Source organism: Microbacterium sp. Leaf151, assembly GCF_001424225.1.
Classification (GTDB): domain Bacteria; phylum Actinomycetota; class Actinomycetes; order Actinomycetales; family Microbacteriaceae; genus Microbacterium.
The window spans coordinates 385,645-410,248 of record NZ_LMOR01000004.1 but is presented as its reverse complement, the minus strand read 5'-3'; the positions used below and the strand labels follow the sequence as shown (position 1 = coordinate 410,248).

The window sequence follows — 24,604 nt, the reverse complement described above, 5'->3', positions numbered from 1 at the left end:
CGGCGACCGATGCGTGGTCCACTCGGTGTCGATTGGCCCGCTGAGGCCGGGGATATCCTGAACCGATGAGCCCGCTACGCCCTCTCGATCAGTCGTCGAAACTGAAAGACGTCCTCTACGAGATCCGGGGGGAGGCCCTCGTCGAGGCCGACCGACTCGAGGCCGAGGGGCACTCCATCCTCAAGCTGAACACCGGCAACCCGGCGATCTTCGGTTTCGAGGCACCGCATCAGATCGTCCGCGACATGATCGCGTCGGTGCCCAACGCCCACGGCTACAGCGACAGCCGCGGCATCCTGTCCGCCCGTCGTGCGGTGGTATCGCGCTACGAGCAGGAGCCCGGGTTTCCCGCGCTCGATACCGATCACGTGTTCCTCGGCAACGGTGTGTCCGAGTTGATCACGATGACCATGCAGGCGCTCCTCGACGAGGGCGACGAGGTGCTGATCCCCGCCCCCGATTACCCGCTGTGGACGGCGATGACGAGCCTCGGCGGGGGTACGCCCGTCCACTACCTTTGCGACGAGTCGCGCGAGTGGCAGCCCGATCTGGACGACATCCGCTCGAAGGTCACGCCCCGCACCAAGGCCATCGTCGTCATCAACCCCAACAACCCGACGGGAGCGGTGTACTCGCGCGAGATCCTCGACGGCATCGCCGACATCGCCCGCGAGAATTCGCTGCTGCTGCTCGCCGACGAGATCTACGACCGCATCCTGTTCGACGACGCTGTGCACATCCCCATGGCCACCGTTGCGCCCGACCTGCTCTGCCTGACCTTCAACGGTCTGTCGAAGACCTACCGCGTCGCCGGTTACCGCTCCGGCTGGCTCGCCATCACCGGCCCCAAGGATCACGCGCAGGGGTTTCTGCACGGTATCAACCTGTTGGCATCCACTCGTCTCTGCCCGAACGTGCCGGCGCAGTTCGCGGTGCAGGCGGCGCTGTCGGGGGTGCAGTCGATCGACGCGCTCATCGCTCCTTCCGGCCGTCTCCACGAGCAGAGGGATGCCGCCTGGCAGGGCCTCGAGGCCATTCCCGGCGTCTCGTGCGTGATGCCCCGCGGTGCGCTCTACGCCTTCCCGCGCTTCGACCCCGAGGTGTACGAGATCCCCGATGACGGCAAGTTCGTGCACGACTTCCTGCTCGCCGAGCACGTACTGCTCGTGCAGGGGTCGGGCTTCAACTGGCCCGCGACCGATCACGTGCGCATCGTGACGCTGCCCGAAGCGCGCGTCATCTCGGACGCCATCGAGCGGCTCGGCAACTTCCTGTCGTCCTGGCGTCCCTGACCGCTCTGCGCCTCCGCGGTTTCGGCCGCTGACGCCGTGGCGGGTGCACGCGGCGTTCGGCGGTCTGCCCCTCGTGCGGTCACGGCTGCTCATGCGGCGGGGCCTCGAAGAGACGCGCCCGCCGCGTCGTGCGACGTTCGTCGTCGCGGGACGGTGTCTGCGACCCGCCTGACGCTCACAGCAGGCCCAGCGACGTGACCCGCCAGCGACCGTCCAGCCCCTCGAGGCGGAGGGCGACGGCGCGGGTGCGCAGTCGCGTCGCCGCGGTCACGGTGGCCTCGACGACGTGATCCGCCGGGGACGAGAGGTGCACGCTCTGGATGATGTGCGTCGCCCGGGGCGCGGGCATGCCGCGGGCGCTGCGCGCGCGGGCCGCGAGGCCGGCCCGAACGACCACCGTGCGGTACACATCTTCCGACAGCCATCGGGCGAGCTGGTCGACCTCGCGTACTCCGGCGAGCACCTCGAGGACACCGCGGACGATGTTGAGCGTGAAGGTCTCTGCGGACGGCAGCTCGTGGGTCGAGGTCTTCTGCCGGCCGAAGAACTCCTCCGACCGGGAGGCGGCTGCGAGCGAGCGCCGCGTCGGGCTCGAGGTGGTGTGGACGTGCGGCTGTGACATGGTTCCCTCCGATGATCTGGTGCGTGAAGCGAGCGGGGGGTGACGCCGAGAGTAGGGCAGCGGTGGCCCGCGAGCCGAAGCGTTCGGGGCGTCTGTGGAGGAATGCGAGATGAGGTCAGGGTGGTGAGAAGCTGCCGCCGTGGGAGCGACGAGCGCGACGTCGGCTCGCGACCCCGGCGCGCCGCCGGGCCGGCGGTGGGGGTCGACGATCCGCGTGACGACGGGCTTCGCGTGCGGTCGTCGGCGCCGCGTTGCGGGCGTGTCAGGACCGCGTGATGTGCGCGGGCTTCAGCGTGGGGGTGCCAGCCCGGCGTTCGACTCGAGGTCGTCGGGAAGGCGCTACGGGCCGTGGACGAGAAGGCGAACGGGACCAGAAATCAACACAGAAGGGCCTCCCGCTCACGATGTCCGCCGTTCGGGGGAGGAGGCGCCCTCACCCGCTGGCGGAAGCAGTGGACGATCGGTTCCCCGGGCGTCGTCCGCGGGTCCGTCCCCCGGGTCGCCCCGCCCTGGTTCCGGCCGGCCGGCCGGCTCACCCGACGGCTCACGAGCGCTCTTTCCTGCAGCTGTCGGAAGCAGCGGCCTCCACCCTCTCCCCTAGGGTGGGAGGGTGTCGACACTCAGTGAACTCGTCTTCGCCCAGGGCCGCTCCAGCGAGGCCGACGTCGAGTGGCTGCACCGCCTGGCCGGCGACGGACAACTGCTCGCCGACCTGGCCTTCGCCGACATCGTGATCTGGGTTCCCACCCCCGACGATTCGTTCGTCGCTGTCGCGCACACGCGCCCCGGGGGAGCTGCGACCCTGTTCTACCGCGATATCGTCGGCGACCGTGTGCGGCCGCAGTGGCGCACGCAAGTGCGAGACGCCTTCCAGAGCGGGCGGATCGTCGACTCGGCTTCCCCCGACTGGTTCGAGGAGACGCCGACGCGTGTGCGCGCGGTGCCGATCGTGCGGGAGCTCTCGCGCGAGGGCGCGGCGGTCACCACCGTCGGCGTGCTGACCCGCCACACCAACCTCGGCGAGACGCGGACGCCGTCACGTCAGCAGATCACCTTCAACGACTGCGCCGACGACGTGTTCCGCATGATCTCGTCGGCCGAGTTCCCCGATCTCGCCGCCCCGACGGCCCCTCGCCGCGGCGCCCCTCGCGCCTCCGACGGGCTCATCCGCCTCGACGTCGACGGAATCACGACGTTCGCGAGCCCCAACGCGCTCTCAGCGTTCAACCGCATGGGCTTCGACGACGAGCTCGAAGGCGAGTCGCTGGCCGAGGTGACGGCGCGCATCCTCCCCGCCAAGCGTCAGGACGTCGACGAGTCGCTCCCCGTCGTCGTCAGCGGCCGTGCACCGTGGCGCGCCGACATGGAGGCGCGGGGTGTGCAGGTCTCTCTGCGCACGATTCCCCTGCGCGATCGCGGAAACCGTATCGGCGCCATCGTGCTCAGCCGCGACGTGACCGAGATCCGCCATCAGGAACAGGAGCTCATCACCAAGGACGCGACGATCCGCGAGATCCACCACCGCGTCAAGAACAACCTCCAGACGGTCGCTTCGCTGCTGCGCATCCAGGCCCGCCGCACGCACTCCGACGAGGCGCGGGACGCCCTCACGCAGGCCATGCGCCGCGTGTCGGCAATCGCGGTGGTCCACGACACCCTGTCGGAGGGTCTCGCGCAGAACGTCGACTTCGACGACGTCTTCGCTCGCGTGCTGAAGCTCGTCGCCGAGGTGGCGGCGGCGCCGAACACCCGCGCGCGCACCCGCTCGACGGGTCAATTCGGCATCCTGCCGAGCCAGTTCGCGACCCCGCTCGCCCTCGCGCTCACCGAGCTGGTCACCAATGCCGTCGAGCACGGACTCGCCGGGCAGGAGGGAGACGTGGAGATCGCGGCGGAGCGTACGGGCGAGATGCTCGAGGTCAGCGTCCGCGACACCGGCGTGGGCCTACCAGAGGGGCAGGTCGGCCGCGGGCTCGGCACGCAGATCGTGCGCACCCTGATCCAGGGCGAACTCGGCGGCACGATCGACTGGCACACCCTCATGGGCAGTGGGACCGAGGTCACCATCGAAATCCCGTTGCGTTACATCGGCGGCACGTCAGCCTGAGCCGGAGCTCTTCGGGTCGGCGCGCGGGCGCGAGAAACGGCATCCGCAGGCAAGAACGCGATGTCGAGGCGTTCCGCCCGCCGATCGCGTTCCTCGCTTCATGACCGGGCAGACCGCGGTCCGCGCGGCATGACCCCGCCGACCGCGTTTCTCGCCGTGTGCCCCCGCTGATCGCATTCGTTCGCGGCGCACCAAGCTCCTCGGGTCCGCGCGGTCGCCGGGCCTGACGGTCGCGGCACGCGAAGAAGCCCACCCCGCGGGGATGGGCTTCTTCGAACGACGGATGCCGTGGGTCAGGAGGCGCGGCGTGCGCGGGCGGCGCGACGCTTCAGGGCGCGACGCTCATCTTCGCTCAGACCGCCCCACACGCCCGAATCCTGCCCGGATTCGAGGGCGTACTGCAGGCAGACCTCGGTGACGGTGCAGCGTGCGCAGACCGACTTGGCCTTTTCGATCTGGTCGACCGCGGGGCCGGTGTTGCCGACGGGGAAGAACAGCTCGGGGTCGACTGTCAGGCAGGCTGCTTTGTCGCGCCAATCCATAGGGGTGCTCCTTGTAACAGAAATTTTGGTCGATTCGGCACCGGCTATCGGGTCCGGTACCCTGGTGGGAACGCGAGCGATTGCTCGCCCCACTTCGCTGTGGGAGCACACGGCTTGTTCCATGCTCCCATAGCGTTTCGGCCTGATCAAGAGGTAACCGGCAGGTTTCCGGATCGTAACGCGCCAGCGGCGCCCGTCGGAGGGTTTCGGATGCCGATTCGACTCGCGGCCTCCGCGCTCCTCGGACTCGAGGCCCTCGGCATCCTGGCTCTCGCCGGATGGCAGGTCGTCGCGCTCATCGGCGGTGACACCGACTCGGTGGTGAGCTCGATCGCCCTCATCGTCCTGACCCTCATCGGCGCGGCCATCGTCGGCGCGTTCGGCGTCGGGACAGCGCGCGACGCCTCCGCGGCACGCTCGGGCGGCATCGTGACGCAGCTGCTGATCCTGTCGGTCGCCATCGGCGCCGTCACCGGCGAGTGGGCCGCCCCCACCGCCGCCGCGCTCATCGCCCTCCCCGCGGTCATCGGGCTGGTTGTGCTCGTGCTGGCCGTGCGGCGTGCCGCACCGCGGCGTCGCGACGACGACTGAGACCTCTTCGAAGCCCCGCGAGCGCAGCTCCCCTCGGCCCGGGATTCACATCGTTTGTCGCCCGTCGCGGCACGCCGTCGCCGCCGTTCGCAGTGCCCGTCCCCGGTGGTCCCGTGCTGTTGCGAGAACCCCGCCGATCGCGAGGGCGATGGCGGGGTTCGAGGCGGGAGGGGCTCAGGCGGCGGCGAGGCCGAGCGTCTTGCGCAAACGCGCGACGTGGCCGGTGGCCTTGACGTTGTAGAGCGCCTCGACGATCTTGCCGTCCTCGTCGACGACGAAGGTCGAGCGCAGCACGCCGGTCACGGTCTTGCCGTAGTTCTGCTTCTCGCCCCACGCGCCGTACGCCTCGTGCACCGTGTGCTCGGGATCGCTGAGCAGGGGGAAGGTGAGGCCGTCGCTGTCGCGGAACGCCCGGAGCTTCTCAGGGGTGTCACGAGAGAGACCGAGAACCGTGTACCCGGCTCCCTGCAGGGAGGCCAGGCTGTCGCGGAAGTCGCACGCCTGGGTCGTGCAGCCGGGGGTCTGGGCGGCCGGGTAGAAGTACAGGATCACGCGGCGGCCACGGAAGTCGCTCAGCGAGACGGGGTGCTCGTCTTGGTCGAGAAGGGTGAAGTCGGGGGCGGTGTCGCCCTTGTCGAGGTTCGTCACCCCTCCAGCCTAGAACGCTCGATCGCTTGGAACGTCGTCAGCAGCCGGTGCAGGGAGTCCAGGCGCGCCGCGGCTCCGGGGCCCAGGCGACCGGATGCCACGGCCTCGGCGATCGCGCAGTCCGGCGCGTCGGGAAGGTGGGTGCAGCCTCGCGGGCAGTCTTCGGCCGCCTCGGCGAGGTCGGTGAAGGCGCCGAGCACGTGGGCGGGATCCACGTGGCCGAGACCGAACGAGCGTACGCCCGGGGTGTCGATGACCCAGCCTGATCCGGCAGGTCCCCGATAGCGCAGGGAGACGGCCGACGACGACGTGTGCCGCCCCCGACCGGTGACCACGTTCACATGCCCGATCGCACGCTCCGAGCCGGTCAGCGCGTTGACGAGCGTGGACTTTCCGACGCCGGAGTGTCCCACGAAGACGGTGGAGTGCCCGGCGATCGCTTCGCCGATCTCGTCCAGCGGCATGGCGCCCTGTGCGCTGGTGAAGACGCGCAGATCGATGCCGGTGAAGTGCGCGAGGAACTCGGTCGGGTCGGCCAGGTCGGTCTTGGTCACCACGAGGAGGGGACGGATACCGGCGTCGAGGGCGGCGACGAGGTAGCGGTCGACGAGCCTTTCGCGGGGCTCCGGGTCAGCTGCGGCGACCACGATCAACATCTGGTCCGCGTTGGCGACGATCACCCGCTCGACCTGGTCGGTGTCGTCGGCGCTGCGGCGGAGGAGCGACGTTCGCTCCTCGATGCCGACGATGCGGCCGAGCGTGCCCTCGCCGCCCGTCAGGTCGCCGACGACCCGTGCTCGGTCGCCGTTGACGATCGGCTGCTTGCGGAGTTCGCGGGCGCGGGTCGCGAGCATGCGGCGCTCGTCGGGGCCGTCCTCGTCGACGAGCACGGTGTAACGGCCGCGGTCGACGCCCAGGACCCGGGCGATCTGCGCGTCGGCGTGGGCCGGGCGACGCTTGGTGCGCGGCCGGTTCGCCTTGGGGTTCGGTCGCGACCGGATCGACGACTCGTCGTAGGCGAGATCGTCGTCGTCGTCGTCGGCGAGCCAGCTCACGCGTCTGTCTTACTCACGCGTCGACCGAGGCGTCGGTGCCGAGCATGGCATGCCAGAGCGCGGCGAACTGGGGGAGGGTCTTGGCCGTCGTTCTGATGTCGTCGACCTGCACGCCGGGGACGCGGAGCCCGATCAGGGCGCCCGTCGTGGCCAGGCGATGGTCGTGGTGGGCCTTCCACTCGCCGCCGACCAGGGCGCGCGGGACGATGCGGATGCCGTCTTCGAGCTCGTGGGCCTCGCCGCCGAGCGCGCGCAGGTTGCCGACGAGGGCGGCGATGCGATCGGTCTCGTGCCCGCGGATGTGACCGATGCCGTGCAGGGTCGTGGGGCCGTCGGCGAAAGCCGCAAGACCGAAGAGCGTAGGGGCGAGTTCGCCCGCGGCGGAGAGGTCGAGTTCGACACCCAGGATGCCTTCGTCTCCCGCGGCGACGGTGAGGGCACCGCCGCGGCGGCTGACGCGCGCACCCATCTCGGCGAGGATGTCGACGAGGAGCGCGCCGGGTTGGGTGCTGTGGAGAGGCCAGCCCGTGACCGTGACCGAGCCGCCGGCGACCATCGCCGCGGCCAGGAAGGGCGAGGCATTGGAGAGATCGGGCTCGATCGCGACGTCCTTGGCCCGGACCGGACCCGCGGGCACGATCCACTCGCCCGGAGCCGGTCGCTCCACGTGGACGGCGCGGTGGGCGAGTGCCTCGACGGTCATGTCGATGTGCGGGACGCTCGGAAGCCGCGAGCCGACGTGGCGCAGCCGTAGGCCCACGTCGAAGCGGGGAGCTGCCAGGAGGAGACCCGAGACGAACTGACTCGACTGACTCGCATCGATCTCGACCTCGCCGCCGCGCACGTGACCGTGTCCCCGGACGGAGAAGGGCAGAGCCCAGTGGCCGCCGTCGTCGATGTCGACACCGACATCGCGCAGCGCCCGGATCATCGCGCCCATCGGGCGGTGCAGGGCGCTCTCGTGCGCGGTGACATGCACGTCGCCTCGTGCGAAGCCCGCCAGGGGGGTGACGAAGCGCATGACGGTGCCGGCTTGACCGCAGTCCACCGTGGTGCCGCCGAGGAACGACGACGGGGGAGTGATCAGCAGGTCGGGACCGAAGGGGGATTCGGTGTCGATCTCGTCGATGCCCACGCCGAGCGCCCGGAGGGAGTCGATCATGCGTGCGGAGTCGTCGGAGTGCAAAGGGGCATGCAGCGTGCCCGGGCCGTCGGCGATCGCGGCGAGCACGAGCTCGCGATTCGTCAGCGACTTCGAACCCGGCACGGTCACCGTGGCATCCATGGGACCGGCGGCGACAGGCGCGTCCCACGCGCCGCGGGGCGTGGCGGCGGAGAGGGAATATCCGAGCGGAGTCATCGGTTCCTAGCCTACTGAAAGGGGGACGACACGTGACCGCACTTCTCGAGCGCGACAGCCCGCCGGCGAGCACCCCGGCGGCCTTCGACATGCCCGACGTAGACTGGCGCGCGATGGACGACACCGCAGAAGCGGGCTCGCAGGTCGAGCCGCGCGCACAGTTCGAAGAGCAGGCTCTGCCCTTCATGGACCAGCTCTATGCCGCGGCGATGCGGATGACCCGCAATCCCGCCGATGCGGCGGACCTCGTGCAGGAGACCTTCGTGAAGGCCTTCGGATCGTGGGCGTCGTTCGCACAGGGGACGAACCTGAAGGCGTGGCTGTACCGCATCCTGACGAACACGTACATCAACACGTACCGCAAGAAGCAGCGCGAGCCGTACCAGAGCGCCATCGACGACCTCGAGGACTGGCAGCTCGGCGGTGCCGAGTCGACCACCGCGAGCAGCGCACGTTCGGCCGAGGCCGAAGCGATCGACCACATGCCGGCATCCGTCGTGAAAGACGCCCTGCAGTCGATCCCCGAAGATTTCCGGATGGCGGTGTACCTCGCGGACGTCGAGGGCTTCGCCTACCAGGAGATCGCCGACATCATGAAGACTCCGATCGGCACGGTCATGAGCCGTCTGCACCGCGGCCGGCGGCTGCTGCGCGACCTGCTGTCGGACTACGCCAAGGAGCGCGGCATCAAGGCCGCGACGGGAGAGACGAAATGAGCGACTGCGGCTGCGACAAGGCACGGCGCGATCTGGAGGAATACCTCCGCAACGAGGTCTGCAAGACCGAGGCGAGCGACATCCGTCAGCACCTCGAGAACTGCCCCGGATGCCAGGACGAGGCCCTCGTGGCGCGCACCCTGACCGACGTGGTGGCGCGGGCGTGCAAAGAGACCGCTCCCGACGAGCTGCGCGATCAGGTGCTGACGCGTCTGCGGGCGATCCAGGCCACCCACTGACCCCTCCCGCGGTGCCCTCGGGTGGGTGTCGGTAGGTGTCCGTAGGCTGGGGATCATGGCATCCATCGACCCCTTGACGCTGCCCCTCGACCAGACCTCCGCCGCTGACCTCGCGGCCTCCGGGCTCGACTACGCCCGGGTGGATGCCGACGGCGATGCGTATCGCCCGTTCCAACGGGCCGTGGCGCGAGGTTTCCTCGGCGGGGAGTCCACCGACGACGAAGCCGAGAACGCCCGCCTGACGCTGCGCACCCGCCGGCTCACCGCGGTCTACGACCGCGACGGGGTGGAGCCCGGAGTGCCCGTGGGTACGGTCGACTCTTGGGCCACCGAGCTCACCACGTCGCCGGGGCGGCAGACCGACCTCTGGGCCATCAGCGCCGTGACGGTGGCGCCGACTCATCGGCGTCGCGGGATCGCCCGGGCGATGCTGGGTGGCGAACTGCGCACCGCCGCGGCTGCCGGGTTCGCCCTCGCGGGCCTGACCGTGACCGAGGCGACCATCTACGGCCGCTGGGGCTTCTCACCGGCTACCTGGGCCTCCGATGTCGAGGTCGACACCACCCGTGCCCGCTGGACGGGTCCGACCCCCACCGGACGGCTCGACTTCGTCCCGCGTGACGGCCTCGCCGATCGGGTGAGCGCCGTTCACGAGCGCGTGCGGCGGCAGCGCCCCGGGTCGGTTCCCGGGTGGGACGGCCGTTGGCGGGGGATCGCGGGTGTCGCGCCCGGCGATAAAGAGGGCGAGAAGGTGCGCGCCGTGGCATACCGCGACACCGACGGGGTGGAACGCGGCATCGTCGTTTACACGATCGCCGACCGCGATGATTTCGCCGCACACGACCTCTCCGTGCGCGCGCTCTTCGCGGAGTCGCCCGATGCCTATGCCGCCCTATGGCGGTTCGTCCTCGAGCACGACCTGGTGGGCACGGTGAAGGCCTGGTTGCAGGCGCCCGTGCCGCCCGTGCAGTGGATGGTGACCGACCGCCGCGCGGTCACGGCGACACTCACCGACCACCAGTGGCTGCGGGTCCTCGACGTGCCGCACGCCCTCGCCTCGCGCGCCTACGCCGCGCCGCTGCGAGTTGCTGTGCGCGTCACCGATCCGCTCGGGTTCGCCGACGGCGCGTGGCGCCTGGTCATCGGCGACGACGGCGAGGCCGTGGTCGAACCCGTCTCCGACGGCGACTCGGTCGACGTCGAGATGACCGTCAACGCCCTCGGATCCATCCTGCTCGGCGGTGCGCGCGCCACCGAGCTGGCCGCGGCGGGGATCGTCTCGGGGCACACCGGGGTCCTTGCGGCGATCGACCGTTCCTTTGCGCCGTCTATGACTCCGCTTCTCGACATCTGGTACTGATGCCCTCCGCCCAGCTTTGCTCGTAGGCTTTCGCCGATGTCCGAAACAGCACCAGCCGCGCCCGGCGCGCGTACGCCCTCGCGGCTGCGAGCGGCGGGTCCCTACCTCCGCCGGTACCTCGCCCGCAATCCCGTCGCCGTCAGCGCGGCCGTCATCGTCATCGCCGCGGCTGCCGTGACCGGGTCGCTGTGGAACGACGGGGGAGCTCTCGTCTGGGGTGCGGGGCCGTTGGCCACGTTCGCGAGCGGCCGGTGGTGGACGATCCTCACCGCGCTCGTCGTGCCGGACTCGGCTATCGATGCCGCGGCCTCCGTGCTGCTCGCCCTCACGGTGCTCGCCTACGGTGAGCGTCTGCTGGGATCGCGCCGTACGGCGCTGCTGCTGGCCGTGACGGGCGTGGCAGGGCTCCTCGTGGGCATCGGCCTGCATGCCGTGGCGTGGACGGTGACCGACCTCCGACCCGTCGTGGCGGCCGAAGTCCCCGTACTCGACCCGACGACACCCATCGCCGGCGCGGTCATGGCGGCTTCGGCGTTCGCGACCACGCTCTGGCGACGCCGACTGCGCTTGGTGGGCTTCGCGCTGCTCGCTCTCTTCGCCCTGTACGCGGGCGACGCCGACTCCTGGTACCGTCTCACGGCCGCGGCGATCGGCCTCGCGCTAGGCGCCGTCCTCGCGCGGGGGCGCGAGCGGCGATCGTGGCACCGCAGCTCGACGAGGGAGAGCCGCACGCTGCTGGCACTGCTGGTCGCCGTGGTCGGCAGCGGGCCGATCGTCGCGTTGGTCAGCGGCGGCGGTCGTGGCCCGCTCTCTCTCGTCGTCGACGCCTACACCCAGTACGACGACGAGGTGCTCGCCCAGTGCGGAACGGTCGCGGCGTCGGTGTGCGACGAACAGGTGGCCCTCCTGATGACGCGCGGCGCCGGGCCGGCCCTGTTGGCCATCACCCCGCTCGTCCTGCTGTTGGTGGCGGCGTGGGGGCTGCGACAGGGCCGTCGCGCGGCGTGGGTCGTCGCGGTGTTCGTGCTCGTGGCATCCGCCGTCCTTCCCCTCGTCTCCCTCGCCGACGGTCGCCTGCGCATCGACCCCTGGGTCGACGGCAGTGGCGCGGAGTACGTCCTGTGGGCGATCGCGAGCGTGGTCATCCCACTCGTGCTCGCGGCGGCGCTGGTCGTCGCCCGCGCGCGGTTCTCGGTGCGTGCGACGCCGAAGGCCGCGAAGAGCGTGGCCGTCGTGCTCGCTCTGGCGTTCTTCGCCTGCGCGACGACGCTCTTCCTCGTCGAGGCCATCGGCAAACGCGCGTTCGACCGCGACGTCTCCTTCTTCGACCTTCTCTCGGTGACGTTGCGACGTTTCCTGCCGCCCGCGTTCACCCATCCGGGCGGCTCGACAGCGTTCCCCCACAGCGGCCCCGCCCTCTTCGCGTACCAGTGGATCGGCGTGTTGTTCTGGATCATCGTGGTGGCGTCGATCCTGTGGCTCTACCGCCGTGTGCAGCGCCCCGACGCGGGCGACGAGGGCCGGTACCGCGAGCTGCTCCGTCGCGGCAGCGACACTCTCGGTTTCCTGGGCACCTGGGCGGGCAACCGTCACTGGTACTCCGAGGACGGAGAGTGCGCCGTCGCCTATCGGCTCTCCGGCGACGTCGCTCTCGCGGTCGCCGATCCCCTCGCGCCGGTCGGCCGGCGCCCCGAGGCCCTGCGAGGCTTCACCGACTACTGCGTCGAGCACGGGTGGATCCCCGCGTTCTACAGCGTGCACGCGGACACCCTGCACGACCTCGTCGACCTGGGGTGGCGGCACGTGCCGGTCGGCGTCGAGACCGTGATGGATCTACCGGGGCTCACCTTCGCGGGCAAGACCTGGCAGAAGGTGCGTCAGCCCCTCACCCGTGCCGAGCGGGAGGGCTACACGGCCGTCTGGTCGCGGTGGCACGAGCTCACCGTGTCGCAGGCGTCGCAGGTCGTCGCCATCGACGAGGAGTGGGTCGCCGATCGGGCGCTGCCCGAGATGGGCTTCACGCTGGGGTCCCTCGACGAGCTGCGCGACCGAGACGTGCGGCTTCTGCTCGCCGTCGGTCCCGATGAGCGCATCGAGGCGGTCACGAGCTGGATGCCGAGCTGGATCGACGGCGAGATCACGGGGTGGACCCTCGACTTCATGCGACGCCGCACCGACGGTCCGAACGGGATGATGGAGTTCCTCATCGCCAAGGCCGCTCTGCAGCTGCAAGAAGAGGGGGCCATGGTGCTGAGCCTGTCGGGTGCCCCGCTCGCAGACGACCCGGACGAAGCGGTGGAGGGCGATCCCGCGCCGCTGCGTGCGCTGCTGCGCTGGCTCGCCGAGGTACTGGAGCCGGCGTACGGCTTCGCGTCGCTGTTCCGTTTCAAGGGCAAGTTCCGCCCGCGGTACCGCCCGCTCGCCCTGGCCTACCGCGACCCGCTGGAGCTGCCGGGCATCGGGGCCGCCGTCGGTCGCGCCTACCTGCCCGACGCCTCGCGACGGGAGATGGTCGCGTTGGCGCGGACAGCGTGGGAGGGGCGTCGGTGAACAGATTCATCCTGTCGCTCGAACTGATCGACTCACCGCTCCTGCTCGTCAGCGCTGCCGTCGCCGTTCTCGGAGTGATCGTCGTGATCGTACGGCCGCACCGACGCGTCGTCCTCACGCTCTCGATCGCGGCCGCGGCGGGGGTCGTGATGTTCGTCGTCGCGAAGATCCTCGAGGCGATGGACACTTTCCAGGGCCCGCTGCCGGGCGCGGCGATCTGGTGGGCGTCCGGAGCGGTCGCCGCCATCGCCGTCGGCATCGTCGGGATCTTCCGCAGCCCCTGGGTGCGCCGGGTCGTGGGCGTCGTGACGGTCGTCTCGGCGCTTCTGGCCGGCATCCTCGGTGTCAACGCGGCGTACGGAGTGACGCACAACCTCGCCGCGATCCTCGGCGTACAGGCGCTCGACCCGGCGTCGCTGCCGCAGCAGAGCGCCGCCGCCGGTGATCCCGCGACTCTGTACCAGACGTGGCAGCCGCCCGCCGACATGCCCGCGAAGGGATCGGTCAGCGCGCTGACCGGCGGCACCAAGATCCCCACCGGGCAGTACGCCGCACGTGACGCGTCGCTGTACCTTCCCCCCGCGGCTCAGGTCGCCAACCCGCCGGCCCTGCCCCTGCTGGTGTTCATGATGGGTCAGCCCGGCTCGCCCGACCCCACTCCTTTGGCGAAGGCGCTCGACGCGTTCGCGGCCGCGAACAAGGGGCTCGCCCCGATCGCCGTCGTGGTCGACCAGCTCACCGCGCCCGACCTCGACCCCACGTGCGTCGACTCCGCGAAGTACGGAGCGGTGGCGACGTACATCAACCAGCTCGTGCCGCAGTGGGCCGAACAGAACCTGAACATCATCACGGACCGCCACTACTGGACCATCGGCGGCTTCTCGAACGGGGGGTCGTGTGCGGCCATGTACGGCTCGCGCTACCCCGACACCTGGGGACAGATACTCGACGTGATGGGTAACGAGTTCCCGGGTTCGGAGCACGTCGGCCAGACCGTCGCCGACGTGTACAACGGCGATGCGGCCGCGTTCCAGGCTGGCAAGCCGTCGGTCATCATGGGCGCCGCTCCCGCCGGGACCTATGCCGGGCACACGGCGATCTTCACCTGGGGCAGTGCCGACACCACATACGGCCCCGGGCAGCTGTCGAACTCTCAGGCGGCCGACGCCGCGGGCTTCACGACCCTGACCTACATCGTGGAGGGGGGCGGGCACACGGGCGAGACGCTCGATGCGAGCCTCGCCTGGGCGATCCCGGCGCTCGCGCCCACGCTCGGGCTGGCCGCGCCGCCATCCTGAATCGGTTCGTTCTGCGGAGGCGGACGCAGTGTCGTCCTACCCGCGGGCGGTGTCTGCCTCACATCCCGACGCCATGACGAAAGGCCCGGCCGACATCGACCGGGCCTTTCGCGGTGGGTATCAGCTCCCGAGCGCTTCTTTCATGATCGCCGCGTGCTCGTTGGCGTGCACCTTCGGCGAGCCGGTCGCCGTGGAGGCGGCGGACGCACGCGAGATGCGGCGGACCGGGCGACCATCGAGCTGGTCGGCGACTTCGAGAGCGATGAACGGCCACGCACCCTGGTTCTCGGGCTCGTCCTGCACCCACGCCAGTTCGGCGTTCGGGTACTGCGCGAGCACCTGGTTGAGCTCGTCGATCGGGGCGGGGTAGTACTGCTCGACCCGCACGAGGGCGATCTCGGGGTTGGGGTTCTTGTCGAGCTCGGCGCGCAGATCCCAGTGGATCTTGCCGGCGTGCAGGAGCACACGCTTCACGGCACCGCGGTCGATGCCGCGATCGTCGTCGAGCACGGGCTCGAACCGGCCCTCGAGGAAGTTCTCGACCGGGCTCGTCGCTCCGCGCAGACGCAGCATGGCCTTCGGCGTGAACACCACGAGTGGGCGGCGCGGACGCTGGTAGGCCTGACGTCGCAGCAGGTGGAAGTACGACGCGGGGGTCGACGGACGCGCGACGATCATGTTGTCTTGCGCGCACATCTGCAGGTAACGCTCGATGCGTGCAGACGAGTGGTCGGGACCCTGGCCCTCGTAGCCGTGGGGGAGCAGCAGCACGACGCTCGACTGCTGCGCCCACTTCTGGTCGGCTGACGAGATGAACTCGTCGATGACTGACTGGGCGCCGTTGGCGAAGTCGCCGAACTGGGCCTCCCACAGCACGAGCGCGTCCGGGCGCTCGACCGAGTAGCCGTACTCGAACGCCATGGCCGCGTACTCGCTGAGCAGCGAGTCGTACACCCAGAAGCGTCCCTGGTTCTCGCTGAGGTTCGCCAGCGGCAGCCACTCCTGCCCGTTGCTGCGGTCGTGCAGTACCGAGTGGCGCTGCACGAAGGTGCCGCGCCGCGAGTCCTGCCCGGCGAGACGCACCGGGGTGCCCTCCATCAGCACGGAGCCGAAGGCGAGCAGCTCGCCGAACGCCCAGTCGATGTTGCCGTTGCGGCTCATGTCGAATCGCTTGTCGAGCAGCTGCTGCAGCTTGGTGTGCACCGTGAAGCCGTCGGGCTTGTTCACGAAGGCGTCACCGATGTGCTGCACGACCTCGCGCGACACTCCGGTCGTCTCGGGCGCACCCACGGCGGGCTCGTCGGCTGCATCGATCGTGACGACCGGGTTGACGCCCGTCTCGGCCTCGTGCGTATCGGCGAAGGCCACCTCGAGGCGGTTCTGGAAGTCCTGCTTCGCCTGCTCGTACTCGTCTTCGGTGATGTCACCACGGCCGACGAGAGACTCGGTGTACAACCGGCGGACGGAGCGCTTCGCCTCGATGAGGTTCGTCATCAGCGGCTGCGTCATCGAGGGGTCGTCACCCTCGTTGTGGCCGCGTCGGCGGTAGCAGACCAGGTCGATGACGATGTCGCGGTGGAATTCCTCGCGGTACTGGAACGCGAGCTCGGCCGCGCGGACGACGGCCTCGGGGTCGTCTCCGTTCACGTGCAGGATCGGGGCCTGGATCGTCTTCGCCACGTCGGTGGCGTACACCGAGGTCCGCGCATCGTTCGGCGTGGTGGTGAAGCCGACCTGGTTGTTGACCACGACGTGGATCGTGCCGCCGGTGCGGTAACCGCGCAGCTGCGACATCTGCAGCGTCTCGACCACGACACCCTGGCCCGCGAACGCGGCGTCACCGTGCACGAGGATGGGCAGCCACGAGAAGGTGCCGATGGGCTTGCGGTCCTGCTTGGCGCGGACGATCCCCTCGAGCACGCCGTCGACGGTCTCGAGGTGGGAGGGGTTGGCGGCGAGGTACACGGGCAACTCGTCACCGGCGTCGCCCACGAACGTGCCCTCGGTGCCGAGGTGGTACTTCACGTCGCCCGAGCCGCGCTTGCTGCCGATGGCGACCGCGCCCTCGAACTCGCGGAAGACGTGACCATAGGTCTTTCCCGCGATGTTGGTGAGGACGTTCAGGCGACCACGGTGGGCCATACCGATCGCCGCCCCGTCGAGGCCGACCGTGGCCGCGCCCTGCAGAATCTGGTCGAGCAGTGGGATGAGCGACTCGCCGCCCTCGAGGCTGAAACGCTTCTGACCGACGTACTTGGTCTGCAGGAACGTCTCGAACGCCTCGGCCTGGTTGAGCTTGGACAGGATCCGCAGCTGCTCGTCGTGACCGGGCTTGGTGTACTTGACCTCGACGTTGCGCTGGAACCACTGGCGCTGCACGGGGTCTTGGATGTGCATGTACTCCACACCCATGGTGCGGCAGTACGAGTCGCGCAGCACGCCGAGGATGTCACGGAGCTTGGCGACGCGCTTGCCGCCGAGACCGCCGGTGACGAACTCCCGGTCGAGGTCCCAGAACGTGAGGCCGTGTTGCTCGATCTCGAGGTCGGGGTGCGTGCGCTGGACGTACTCGAGCGGGTCGATATCGGCCATGAGGTGGCCGCGCACGCGGAAGGAGTTGATGAGCTCCTGCACGCGAGCGCTCTTGTCGATGCGCTCGGAGATGTCGACGCTGATGTCGGCGGCCCAGTGGATGGGGGCGTAGGGGATGCGCAGCGCCGAGAAGATGTCGTCGTAGAAGCCCCGCTGCCCGATGAGCAGCTCGTGCACCTTCTTGAGGAACTCGCCCGAGCCCGCACCCTGGATGACGCGGTGGTCGTACGTGCTCGTCAGGGTGATCGTCTTGCCGATCGCCAGCTCGTTGAGCGTCTTCTCGCTCGCACCCTGGAACTCGGCGGGGTAGTCGAGCGCACCGGCGCCGATGATGGCGCCCTGGCCGCGCATGAGACGCGGAACGGAATGGACCGTGCCGATGCCGCCGGGGTTGGTCAGCGATACCGTCGTGCCCTGGAAGTCGCCGGGGGTGAGCTTGTTGCCGCGGGCTCGGCGCACGAGGTCTTCATACGAGGCGAGGAACTCGCCGAACGTGAGCGTGTCGGCGCGCTTGACGCTCGGCACCAGCAGCGCGCGCGAGCCGTCGGGCTTGGGCATGTCGATCGCGATGCCGAGGTTGATGTGCGCGGGCGCCACCACCGACGGCTTGCCGCCGATCTCGGCGTAGTACACGTTCTGGCTCGGGAACTCCTTCAGCGCCTGGATCAATGCCCAGCCGATGAGGTGCGTGAAGCTGACCTTGCCGCCGCGCGTGCGGGACATGTGGTTGTTGATGACGATGCGGTTGTCGATCATCAGCTTCGCGGGGATGGTGCGCACGCTCGTGGCGGTGGGCACCGTCAGGGAGTCGTCCATGTTGGACGCCAGCGCCTTCGGCATGCCCTTCAGGACCGTCACACGATCTTCTTCGGTGCTCTCGGAGCTCGCGGAGGGGACGGCGTTCGGCGCCTGTGCAGGGATCGGCTGCGGCTTGGCGGGCTTCGCGGTGGTGCGCGCCACCGGTGCCTGGCCGACGATCGGGATCGGGGCAGTCACGGGCTTGGGCTCGGAGACCGCCTGCGCCGGCGGCGCCGAGGGCGGGGGAGCGGCGGCGGATGACCCGTCGACGACCGGGTGGTACGCCTCCAGAATCGGCCACCAGGCCTTGTCTACGGAGTGCTTGTCGACTTTGAACTGTTCGTAGAGTTCGTCTACGAGCCACTCGTTCGCGCCGAACTCGCCCTCGCTCGAAGTACCGACGCCCGTCACCTGGCTCGACACAGTCGATCGCCTGCTTTCCTCGATGAAGATTCCTGTGGATGCACAGACGTCGCCGTCTGCGCTCGGGCCAGCCTAGCCGAGGTTGCCGAGGGCGACCCGGGCCTTTACGGGGCCTTTACTTTCGAATCGCCATCGGGTCGTTCATCCGGCTGGTGTGATGAGGTGGACACCATGGAGTTCTCCGGTGCCCAGCCCGATGTCGACCTGACGTACTCGGACGTGTTCCTCGTCCCGCGTCATTCCGAGGTGCGCAGCCGCCTCGATGTGGATCTCGCCCCCGCCGACGGGAGCGGGGCGACCCTGCCGCTGGTCTCGGCCAACATGAACTCGGTGACGGGAACGCGGCTCGCCGCGGCCCTCGCGCGTCGGGGCGGGCTCGGCGTCCTCCCGCAGGACCTCGCCCTGCCCGACCTGCTCGACGCGGTCGAGTGGGTCAAGTCGCGGCCGGTGGCCTGGGACGCACCCCTCGTGCTGCCTCCCGGCGCCACGGTGGCCGACGCGCGTCTCCTTCTGCCGCCGGTACCCGGTCACGGCATCATCGTCGCCGAGACCCGAGAGGGCGGCGTCGTCGACCTCGCCGACTTCCGCGGCATCGTGCCTGCTCCCCGCCTGGCGACGGCGCTTCTGGATGCCACGCTCGGCGACATCACGCGCGGCGAGACCCCCGTGATCGAGGCGCACCGCGTGGGCGACCCGCGGACGGTGTTCGCGCTCATCGAGGAATCCGGCACCGACGTCGTCGCGGTCGTCGACGGGGACCGCGTGGTGGGGACCCTCTCCCTGCGCAGCGCCTTGCGCGACTCCGTCTACCGTCCGGGCATCGACGCCGACGGACGTCTCATCGTGGCCGCGGCCGTCGGCATCAACGGCGACGTCGCCGGCAAGGCGCGCGCGCTCGCGGCCGCCGGCGTCGACGTCCTCGTCGTCGACACCGCACACGGGCACCAGGCGCAGATGCTCCGCGCACTCCGCGAGGTCGCGGCTCTCGATCTGGGCATCCCGATCGCCGCCGGCAACGTCGTGACCGCCGAGGGGGTACGAGACCTCACCGACGCCGGCGCGACGATCCTGAAGGTCGGCGTGGGGCCCGGCGCCATGTGCACGACACGCATGATGACCGCGGTGGGGCGCCCGCAGTTCTCCGCGGTGCTCGAGACGGCGGAGGCGGCGCGCAGCGTCGGCGCGCACGTATGGGCCGACGGCGGCGTGCGCTACCCCCGGGACGTCGCGCTGGCGCTGGCCGCAGGCGCGGCATCCGTCATGATCGGGTCGTGGTTCGCCGGCACCATCGAGTCTCCCGGTCGGCTCCGGACCGACGATGCGGGCCTGCTCTACAAGGAGTCATGGGGTATGGCATCCACCAAGGCCGTGCAGGGCCGATTCGAGCGCCTCGATCCGTTCGAGCGGGCCCGCAAGGAACTGTTCGCCGAGGGGATCTCGTCGTCGCGCATCTACCTCGACCCGCAGCGCCCGGGTCTCGAAGACCTTCTCGACATGATCACCTCGGGGGTGCGCTCCTCGTTCACGTACGCCGGCGCGTCGACCGTCGCGCAGTTCCACGAGCGCGCCCGGGTGGGCCTGCAGTCCGCGGCCGGGTACGAAGAGGGAAAGGCGCTCCCCGTCAGCTGGTGACGAGGCCCGACACGGCGACGTCCGCTTCGAGGGTGATCCACGCGCCCAGCTGCACCGAGAGGTCGAGGTCTTCCCCGGCCGCGCGGGCTGCGCGTCGGGGGTCCGCGGCGAACAACCCCGCACGTCGTCCGTTCCACAGCGCGTCGGCGTTGCGGTGGACGAGATCGCGCGCGGCGCGGGACGTGGCGCGGTGTTCGTCATTCGCCCCGTCGTCGGCGAACCACACCGCCGCCTCCGCGAGATAGCGGGCCAGGATGCCGGCGAACAGCCCCCCGTCTCCGCCACCGGCAGAGAGGAAGAGTCCTCCCTCGGCCGCGCACCAGCGCGCGACGGCGTGGACCAGCGATGCCGCTCGCGCCTCGTGCGCCTCCCGGGCGTCGGCGTCGGGGGCGCCCTCTGCGAGGGCGAGCGCGGAGCCGATCGCGACACCCTGGTTGTAGGTCCACAGCTCGGGGCGGACGATGCCGTCTTCCACGCCGTCGCGCACCAATCCCGTGATCGGGTCGTCGAGGGTCGCTGCGACCCATGCGTCGAGATCGATCGCCGATCCGCGGTGCGCGGACCGCGCCAGCGCGATCGCCGCGGGGCCGTTGGCGGGGGCGTTGTAGAGCGCACTGCCGACCGCCCAGGGCAGCGCTCCGACCGCGGGATCGACGGCCTCGTCGAGCCGCCGGACGAGACGGTCGATGCGCCGGTCGTTCAGGTCCTCGTGCTGCAGCGCCAGGGTCATCCAGGCGACGTCGTCGTAGAACGGCGTGGTCCAGCGCCCCAGCGTCCGCAACGTGACACCCCGGTGCAGCGCGCGCAGGAGCCGCCTGCGCCGGGGATCGGGTCGGTGCTGCTCGGCGTCGTGGAAGACGTGGATCAGGTGGGCGTGCCACCAGTAGTGCCAGGTGCGCGAACCCTCGACGCCCGGCGTCGCGGCGTGCGCCCACGCGAACGGCCCGTAACGGTGGACGTAGCGGCGGACGACGGCCGATTCGGCGGAAAGCGCGCGTGCCTGCGCCGGAGATGTCGCATCCATTCCCCCATCCTCCACAGGCCGTCGGGCGCGGGGGAAACGGGTGCCGGTCGCCCGTGGCTGCCATAGAATCATCCGCACGATGGACGACCCTCCCAGTTGTAGACCCGAGCCCCGAAACCCTTCTTCCGCCGAGCGATCGAGCGGGGGTGACGACTGATGGAATTCGTCATGCTGGGCGTGGGGCTCCTGCTCACGGTAGGCACAGGACTCTTCGTCGCGAGCGAGTTCGCCCTGGTCAACCTCGACCGCGCCGATCTCGAGGCGCGCCGCAACGCGGGCGAGACGCGGCTCTCGCTGACGATCGACGCGCTGCGCATCACCTCGACCCACCTCTCGAGCGCGCAACTGGGCATCACGCTGACCACGCTGCTCACCGGTTACACCATGGAACCGGCGATCTCCAGCCTGCTGCGTCCGGTCTTCCAGACGTGGGGACTGCCCGAGGCGCTGATCGTTTCGCTCGCCGCGGTCATCGGCGTCGCTTTCGCCACGGTGCTGTCGATGATCCTGGGCGAGCTGGTGCCCAAGAACTTCGCGCTCGCCATTCCGCGGCAGACCGCGAAGCTCGTCATTCCGTTCCAGGTGGCGTTCACCGCCGTGTTCAAGCCCGCGATCATCGTGCTCAACGGCAGCGCCAACGGGGTGCTGCGCGCCATGGGCGTCGAGCCCAAGGAGGAACTGTCGGGTGCGCGCTCGGCCGAGGAGCTGTCGAGCCTGGTCCGACGCTCGGCGAACGCCGGGATGCTCGAGAAGGACACCGCATCGCTCCTGGATCGCAGCCTGACCTTCGCGCGGCTCAGCGCGGCCGACGTCATGACCCCCCGCCCGAGCGTGCATGCGCTCGCCGCGGGCGATCCCGCCGACGACGTCGTGCAGCTCGCGCGACGCACCGGCCACAGCCGCTTCCCCGTGTACGACGAGTCGATGGACGACATCGTCGGCGTCGTCCATCTCAAGGCGGCCATCGGGGTGCCGCGCGAGAAGCGGGGTGACGTGCCGGTCGCGGCGCTGGCGACCGAGCCGCTGCGCGTTCCCGAGACCGTCCACCTCGACACGCTCGTCTCGGAACTGCGCTCGCGGGGTTATCAGATGGCGATCGTCGTCGACGAGTACGGCGGTACCGCCGGGGTCGTCACCCTCGAGGACCTCGTCGAGGAGATCGTCGGCGAGGTGCTCGACGAGCACGACCGCTCCCGCGCCGGCGTGGTGCGCTCGGCGGCATCGCTCACCTTCCCCGGCGACCTGCGACCCGACGAGGTGCTCGACCGAGCCGGCGTCCGGGTGCCCGAGGGCGAGGTCTACGACACCGTGGGCGGGTTCATCATGGCCGCACTCGAGCGCATCCCCGTCGTGGGCGACACCGTCGACCTCGACGACGGCATCCTCGCCGTTCAGCGCATGGACGGCCGCCGCGTCGACCGGGTGCAGTTCACCCCCACCCCGCGGGAGCAGAACGTCGACGACCTCGTCCGCGCGGCGAAGGGCGGTGATCAGTGATGAGCGACTGGGCCGGAATCGCCTGGCTGGTGGTGCTCCTCATCGCCAACGCCTTCTTCGTCGGAGCGGAGTTCGCCGTCATCTCCGCGCGCCGCTCGCAGATCGAGCCGCACGCCGACCGCGGGTCGCGCGCCGCCAAGACCGCGCTGTACGCGATGGAGCACGCCACCCTCATGCTGGCGACGTGTCAGCTCGGCATCACGATCTGCTCGCTGCTGATCCTGAACGTGTCGGAGCCGGCCATCCACCACCTGCTGGCAGGTCCCCTCGGGCTCACCGGGCTCCCCGAGGCCGCGGTCGACGTCGCATCCTTCGTCGTCGCGCTGCTGATCGTGTCGTACCTGCACGTCGTGTTCGGCGAGATGGTGCCCAAGAACCTCGCGTTCACGCTGCCCGACCGCGCGGTGCTGATGCTGGCGCCGCCCCTGGTGGCGGTGTCGAAGGCGTTCTACCCGATCATCGTCGCGTTGAACTGGACGGCGAACCACGTGCTGCGCCTGTTCCGTGTGGAGCCGAAAGACGAGGCCGCCTCGACCTACACGCTCGACGAGGTCGCGACGATCGTGACGCAGTCGCGTCGCGAGGGCGTGCTCGACGACTCCGCCGGCACCGTCCGCGCGGTGGTCGAGTTCACCGAGAAGAAGGCCGCCGACATCGCGGTGCCGATGGGCGCGCTGGTCACGCTCCCGGAGACGACGACCCCGGCCGAGATCGAGCGAGCTGTCGCGCAGCACGGCTACTCGCGGTATGTGATCGTCGACGAGACCGGTAGCCCGACCGGTTACGTGCACCTGAAAGACGTGCTGCGTGCGGCGGAGGGGTCGGATGCCGACATGGTCCGACCCATCCCGGCGAAGCGCATCCACCACATGGTGTCGGTGCTGGAGACGACGGATCTCGAAGATGCGCTCGCCCTCATGCGCCGCTCGGGGCGCCACCTTGCACAGGTGCGCGACGAGCGCGGCGACGTCAAGGCGGTGCTGTTCCTCGAGGACGTCATCGAAGAGCTCGTCGGCGAAGTGCAGGACGCCACCGAGCGTCGCCGTTTCGTCTAGCCGCAGAACACCGGATGCCGCGGGGCTCGGGCCTCGCGGCATCCGGTGTTCTGCGTCTCGGAGCCCCGTGGAGAGGGTGCGCAGTACGCGAAGAGTCCGCGCGGGCACGCGGGATCCCGCGCTGGGCGGCGGGATCAGACGTCAGTACGCCCGAAGGTACTGCGCGGGGGCGGGCGAGTCGGCACCCAGGACAGCGGCCGCGCGGAGGGCGTAGTGGGGGTCGCGGAGCCATTCGCGAGCCGACATGATCGCATCGGCGCGGCCGTCGGCGACGATCTGCTCGCCGAAGGTCGGGTCGTCGATCATGCCGACGGCGCTCACGAGCAGGCCCGTCTCGCGGCGGACCGTCTCGGCGTACTCGACCTGATAGCCCGGGCCCGGGACGATTCTCTGATGGGGCACGAGACCGCCGCTGGAGACGTCGATGAGGTCGGCGCCCGCCTCGGCCACCACCGTGGACGCGGCGACGGTGTCGGCGACGTCCCATCCGCCCTCTGCGGCGTCGGTCGCGGAGAAGCGCACGAACAGCGCAGCGTCGGGAGCGGCCGCGCGAACGGCCTCGGTCACCCGCACGAGCAGGCGGACCCGGTTCTCGAACGATCCACCGTAGGCGTCGGTGCGGTGGTTCGTCAGCGGCGACAGGAACTGATGCAGCAGGTAACCGTGGGCGGCGTGCACCTCGACCACCTCGAACCCGGCCCCGACGGCGCGGCGGGCGGCATCCGCGAAGTCGTTCACCACGTCGTCGATCGCCGCGGCATCCAGAGCCACCGGCTCGGCGAAGGAGCCGTACGCGATCGCAGACGGGCCGACGGTGGTCCATCCGCCCGCGTCGCGGGCGACGGATCCGCGCTCGCCGGAGAGCGGCGAGGTGGTCGAGGCCTTTCGGCCGGCGTGGCTCAGCTGCACGCCCGCGACGGCGCCGCGGGAGCGGACCGCCGCGACGATCGGCGCCCACGCCTCGGCCTGCGCGTCGTTCCACAGGCCCGCGTCGTCGGGCGAGATACGACCCTCGGGCGAGACCGCGCTCGCTTCGGCGATCACCAGGCCCGCCCCTCCCGCGGCGAACTGGGCGAGGTGCACGTGGTGCCAGTCGTTCGGCATCCCCTCGACCGCGCTGTACTGGCACATCGGCGACACCCACAGTCGGTTGCGGAACGCGATACCGCGGATGGACAGGGGTGTGAAGAGGGCGCTCACGGG

At 70.2% G+C, this 24,604-nt stretch carries 19 protein-coding genes; 11 read left to right on the top strand and 8 right to left on the bottom strand.

Features of this window, described 5'->3' with window-relative positions; all coding sequences use genetic code 11:
* The first annotated feature begins 65 nt into the window (after positions 1-65).
* Complete coding sequence (locus ASF76_RS12695) at positions 66-1,292, top strand: pyridoxal phosphate-dependent aminotransferase (RefSeq protein ID WP_055958341.1); 1,227 nt, start codon at positions 66-68, stop codon at positions 1,290-1,292.
* A gap of 175 nt (positions 1,293-1,467) precedes the next feature.
* Here the strand turns inward: ASF76_RS12695 and ASF76_RS12690 are convergent, their stop codons facing one another.
* A complete protein-coding gene (locus ASF76_RS12690; protein ID WP_055958338.1) occupies positions 1,468-1,914 on the bottom strand; it encodes an Rv3235 family protein in 447 nt (148 codons plus the stop codon).
* A 610-nt stretch (positions 1,915-2,524) separates the two neighbouring features.
* On the opposite strand from ASF76_RS12690, the gene ASF76_RS12685 reads away from it, so the two are divergent.
* Positions 2,525-4,021 (top strand): sensor histidine kinase, encoded by a 1,497-nt coding sequence (locus ASF76_RS12685; protein WP_055958335.1) that lies wholly within the window; start codon positions 2,525-2,527, stop codon positions 4,019-4,021.
* A 293-nt stretch (positions 4,022-4,314) separates the two neighbouring features.
* Here the strand turns inward: ASF76_RS12685 and ASF76_RS12680 are convergent, their stop codons facing one another.
* A complete protein-coding gene (locus tag ASF76_RS12680; RefSeq protein WP_013583608.1) occupies positions 4,315-4,563 on the bottom strand; it encodes a WhiB family transcriptional regulator in 249 nt (82 codons plus the stop codon).
* Between the two features lie 210 nt (positions 4,564-4,773).
* Between ASF76_RS12680 and ASF76_RS12675 the strand changes: the two genes are divergently transcribed.
* Entirely contained in the window at positions 4,774-5,154 is a 381-nt protein-coding gene (locus ASF76_RS12675; protein WP_055958332.1) for a hypothetical protein, read from the top strand.
* A 174-nt stretch (positions 5,155-5,328) separates the two neighbouring features.
* Here the strand turns inward: ASF76_RS12675 and bcp are convergent, their stop codons facing one another.
* Genes bcp through aroA form a run of 3 tightly spaced genes read right to left on the bottom strand, consistent with a single transcriptional unit; the run spans position 5,329 to position 8,217 of the window.
* A complete protein-coding gene (gene bcp / locus ASF76_RS12670) occupies positions 5,329-5,802 on the bottom strand; it encodes a thioredoxin-dependent thiol peroxidase (protein ID WP_055958329.1) in 474 nt (157 codons plus the stop codon).
* Positions 5,799-6,857 carry a ribosome small subunit-dependent GTPase A gene (gene rsgA, locus ASF76_RS12665; protein WP_055958326.1) on the bottom strand — a complete coding sequence of 353 codons (1,059 nt, stop codon included), beginning with the start codon at positions 6,855-6,857 and terminating at the stop codon, positions 5,799-5,801. Before rsgA ends, bcp begins: the two co-directional genes overlap by 4 nt.
* Positions 6,858-6,870: 13 nt before the next feature.
* Positions 6,871-8,217: a 3-phosphoshikimate 1-carboxyvinyltransferase gene (gene aroA / locus ASF76_RS12660; protein WP_055958323.1), complete on the bottom strand. Its 1,347-nt coding sequence runs from the start codon at positions 8,215-8,217 to the stop codon at positions 6,871-6,873.
* A 113-nt stretch (positions 8,218-8,330) separates the two neighbouring features.
* Here aroA and ASF76_RS12655 point away from each other — a divergent pair, with 113 nt between their 5' ends.
* The 5 genes from ASF76_RS12655 to ASF76_RS12635 are packed head-to-tail and all read left to right on the top strand — an operon-like array spanning position 8,331 to position 14,380.
* Positions 8,331-8,933 carry a sigma-70 family RNA polymerase sigma factor gene (locus ASF76_RS12655; protein WP_235561339.1) on the top strand — a complete coding sequence of 201 codons (603 nt, stop codon included), beginning with the start codon at positions 8,331-8,333 and terminating at the stop codon, positions 8,931-8,933.
* On the top strand, positions 8,930-9,172 hold the full coding sequence (locus ASF76_RS12650) for a zf-HC2 domain-containing protein (RefSeq protein WP_055958319.1): 243 nt from the start codon (positions 8,930-8,932) through the stop codon (positions 9,170-9,172). Before ASF76_RS12655 ends, ASF76_RS12650 begins: the two co-directional genes overlap by 4 nt.
* Before the next feature lie 55 nt (positions 9,173-9,227).
* Entirely contained in the window at positions 9,228-10,532 is a 1,305-nt protein-coding gene (locus ASF76_RS12645) for a GNAT family N-acetyltransferase (protein WP_055958316.1), read from the top strand.
* Positions 10,533-10,568: 36 nt separating this feature from the next.
* Positions 10,569-13,082: a bifunctional lysylphosphatidylglycerol flippase/synthetase MprF gene (locus ASF76_RS12640; RefSeq protein ID WP_055958312.1), complete on the top strand. Its 2,514-nt coding sequence runs from the start codon at positions 10,569-10,571 to the stop codon at positions 13,080-13,082.
* Complete coding sequence (locus ASF76_RS12635) at positions 13,079-14,380, top strand: esterase (protein ID WP_156459251.1); 1,302 nt, start codon at positions 13,079-13,081, stop codon at positions 14,378-14,380. The genes ASF76_RS12640 and ASF76_RS12635 overlap by 4 nt, the downstream gene beginning before the upstream one ends.
* Before the next feature lie 120 nt (positions 14,381-14,500).
* Here ASF76_RS12635 and ASF76_RS12630 read toward each other — a convergent pair whose 3' ends face one another.
* Entirely contained in the window at positions 14,501-18,193 is a 3,693-nt protein-coding gene (locus ASF76_RS12630; protein WP_082485045.1) for a multifunctional oxoglutarate decarboxylase/oxoglutarate dehydrogenase thiamine pyrophosphate-binding subunit/dihydrolipoyllysine-residue succinyltransferase subunit, read from the bottom strand.
* Between the two features lie 171 nt (positions 18,194-18,364).
* Between ASF76_RS12630 and ASF76_RS12625 the strand changes: the two genes are divergently transcribed.
* Entirely contained in the window at positions 18,365-19,825 is a 1,461-nt protein-coding gene (locus tag ASF76_RS12625) for a GuaB1 family IMP dehydrogenase-related protein (protein WP_055958306.1), read from the top strand.
* Here the strand turns inward: ASF76_RS12625 and ASF76_RS12620 are convergent.
* Positions 19,815-20,849: a glycoside hydrolase family 76 protein gene (locus tag ASF76_RS12620; RefSeq protein ID WP_055958303.1), complete on the bottom strand. Its 1,035-nt coding sequence runs from the start codon at positions 20,847-20,849 to the stop codon at positions 19,815-19,817. The genes ASF76_RS12625 and ASF76_RS12620 overlap by 11 nt on opposite strands.
* A gap of 156 nt (positions 20,850-21,005) precedes the next feature.
* Between ASF76_RS12620 and ASF76_RS12615 the strand changes: the two genes are divergently transcribed.
* Together ASF76_RS12615 and ASF76_RS12610 are read left to right on the top strand one after the other, a co-directional pair.
* Positions 21,006-22,346: a hemolysin family protein gene (locus ASF76_RS12615; protein WP_055958299.1), complete on the top strand. Its 1,341-nt coding sequence runs from the start codon at positions 21,006-21,008 to the stop codon at positions 22,344-22,346.
* Positions 22,346-23,401 (top strand): hemolysin family protein, encoded by a 1,056-nt coding sequence (locus ASF76_RS12610; RefSeq protein ID WP_055958295.1) that lies wholly within the window; start codon positions 22,346-22,348, stop codon positions 23,399-23,401. Before ASF76_RS12615 ends, ASF76_RS12610 begins: the two co-directional genes overlap by 1 nt.
* Positions 23,402-23,542: 141 nt before the next feature.
* On the opposite strand, the gene ASF76_RS12605 is transcribed toward ASF76_RS12610, so the two are convergent.
* Positions 23,543-24,601 (bottom strand): NADH:flavin oxidoreductase/NADH oxidase, encoded by a 1,059-nt coding sequence (locus ASF76_RS12605; protein WP_055958292.1) that lies wholly within the window; start codon positions 24,599-24,601, stop codon positions 23,543-23,545.
* Positions 24,602-24,604: the final 3 nt, after the last annotated feature.